Source organism: Streptomyces sp. SID3343 (assembly GCF_009865215.1).
In the GTDB taxonomy this organism is placed as follows: Bacteria; Actinomycetota; Actinomycetes; order Streptomycetales; family Streptomycetaceae; genus Embleya.
The window spans coordinates 1-2,156 of record NZ_WWJX01000584.1; the positions used below are offsets into that span (position 1 = coordinate 1).

The following is a 2,156-nucleotide window of genomic DNA, read 5'->3' on the forward strand; positions in this document are numbered from 1 at the left end:
GTCCTTCGCTTTCCGCCTCGAAGCTTTCGCTTCTTCGGCTTCCGGCTCTTCGAGCTTAGCAGATTCGGTAACCCGTTTCTGCCACGCTCGGACCGATTGGAATTTCCCGAACCACATGCACAAGAACAGCAAATAGCCGAAGTCGTCGCGAATGAACGCGATCGATGATCGAGAAATTCGATGGTGTTGCTGCGGCAGGAATGCCATCCTTGACGGAGGCCCCGCTCGGCTCTGGCAGATGCTACCAGACTGTCGCGCTGTTGAACAACGTCGCGACAACCCTTCGAATCTACGCGTGCGGCCGTTGGACTGTCAAGATCACCTGTTCAGGCGACCGTGGGCAGCTCGTCCGCGACGTCCGAGGATGCCACATCCCCGTGCTCTCCGGCGAATTCGGCCCGCCGGCCCAGGATCACGACGTATGCGAGGAACAGCGCCTCGGCCGTGACGCCGATCGCGATGCGAGCCCAGGTGGGCAGGCCGGACGGGGTCACGAACGCCTCGATGACCCCCGACACGACCAGTACCAAGGCCAGACCGACCGCCATGCCCAGGGCGATTCGGCCCTCTTCCGCGATCGCCTTGGCGCGCGTGCGCGGGCCCGGGTCGATCACCGTCCAGCCCAGCCGCATGCCCACCCCCGCCGCGATGAAGACCGCGGTGAGTTCCAGGAGACCGTGCGGCGTGATGAGCCCGAAGAACACGTCGAGTCGGCCGGCGTCGGCCATCAGGCCCGCCGAGACGCCGACGTTCATCGCATTGCTGATCAGGATGAACACAACCGGCAGGCCGAGCAGGATGCCCAGGGCCAGACAGCCCGCCGTCACCCACGCGTTGTTCGTCGCCACCTGGGCGGCGAAGGACCCCGCCGGCGCGCTGGAGTAATAGGTCTCGAAATCCCCGCCGGGCCGAGTGAGCCGTCGAATGTCCTCTGGGGCCGCCACCGTGTCGCGGACCTCCGGGTTGTGCGCAACCCACGCGGCGACGACTGCGGCCAACGCGAAGAACAGCACGGCCGTCACGCCCCACCATCGGCGACTGCGATACACCGCGGCCGGAAAACGGACCGCGAGGAAAAGCAGCGCGTCGCGCCACGCGGGGGTACGTGGAGCGGTGACCGCCGAGCGGGCCCGGGCGGTCAGCGTCGAGAGCCGCCCGACCAGCACCGGGTCCGGCGCCGCCGAGCGGATCGTCGACAGATGCGTTGCCGTACGCCGGTAGAGCGTGACCAACTCGTCCACCTCCGCGCCGGACAATCGGCGCCGTCGGCGGGTGAGTTGTTCCAGGCGTTGCCACTCGTGGCGGTGTACCGCGACGAACACGTCGACATCCATGGGGGCATCCTCTCTTTGAGCGACATCGACGAACACAGTGGAGGTGGACGTGTCCGAGCTCGTCACGGGTGAAGCGGTCGAGCTCGACCTGCGACCGGCCCGGTTGCCCAGTCGGGCGCTGGCGATGCTGATCGACCTCGCCGCGCAGGTGGTGCTGTTGCTGCTCGCGGTGTGGGCGTTGGCCGCGGCGATACCCATCGGCGACGACGCGCTTGCCGCGGCGGTGACGCTTCTCGTCCTGGTGGCCGTGGTGATCGGGTGGCCGGTCGCGTGGGAGACCGCCGCTCACGGGCGGACACCGGGGAAGATGGCGCTGGGATTGCGGGTGGTGCGCGACGACGGCGGGCCGATTCGATTCCGGCACGCGTTGGTGCGCGCGATTCTCGGCTTTTTCGTGGATTTCTGGACGACCTCCGGGTGTGGCGCGGTGTTCTCGTCACTCGCGTCGAAGAACGGAAAGCGGCTCGGCGACATGGCGGCCGGCACGTTGGTGGTGCGCGAGCGCACTCCGGCGTCGCGAAATCTGCCGATACCGCTGCATCCCGCGGCCGCCGCATGGGCGACCGGGATCGAGTTGTCGGGGCTGTCCGACGGGCTCGCGCTGGCCGTCCGGCAATACCTCGGACGACTCGATCAGCTCGACCCCGGGATCGCCGCGTCGCTCGGCGAGCGGCTCACCGCCGACACCGCGGCCCGAATCGGGCTCGCGCCGCCGCCGGGGATGCATCCCGTGGTGTATCTGTCGGCCGTACTGGCCGAGCGGCAGCGGCGGGACTGGGAGCGGCAGGCGACGCGGAGGGCGGCGGCGGCTCCCCGTGGGCC

Annotated in this window: 3 protein-coding genes; 1 reads left to right on the top strand and 2 read right to left on the bottom strand. The window is 68.6% G+C overall.

Annotated features, from left to right (window positions below):
* Together GT354_RS54120 and GT354_RS18000 are read right to left on the bottom strand one after the other, a co-directional pair.
* Positions 1-207: hypothetical protein (locus tag GT354_RS54120; protein WP_237535108.1), on the bottom strand; the 207-nt coding region annotated here is incomplete at its 3' end.
* A gap of 119 nt (positions 208-326) precedes the next feature.
* Complete coding sequence (locus GT354_RS18000; protein ID WP_161357324.1) at positions 327-1,334, bottom strand: stage II sporulation protein M; 1,008 nt, start codon at positions 1,332-1,334, stop codon at positions 327-329.
* 49 nt (positions 1,335-1,383) lie between these two features.
* Between GT354_RS18000 and GT354_RS18005 the strand changes: the two genes are divergently transcribed.
* A partial coding sequence (locus GT354_RS18005) for an RDD family protein (protein ID WP_161357325.1) occupies positions 1,384-2,156 on the top strand: 773 nt, incomplete at its 3' end.

Excerpts from the sequence above, each read along its gene's own strand:
- GT354_RS18000 (WP_161357324.1), bottom strand. The coding sequence starts at position 1,334 with ATGGATGTCGACGTGTTCGTCGCGGTACACCGCCACGAGTGGCAACGC.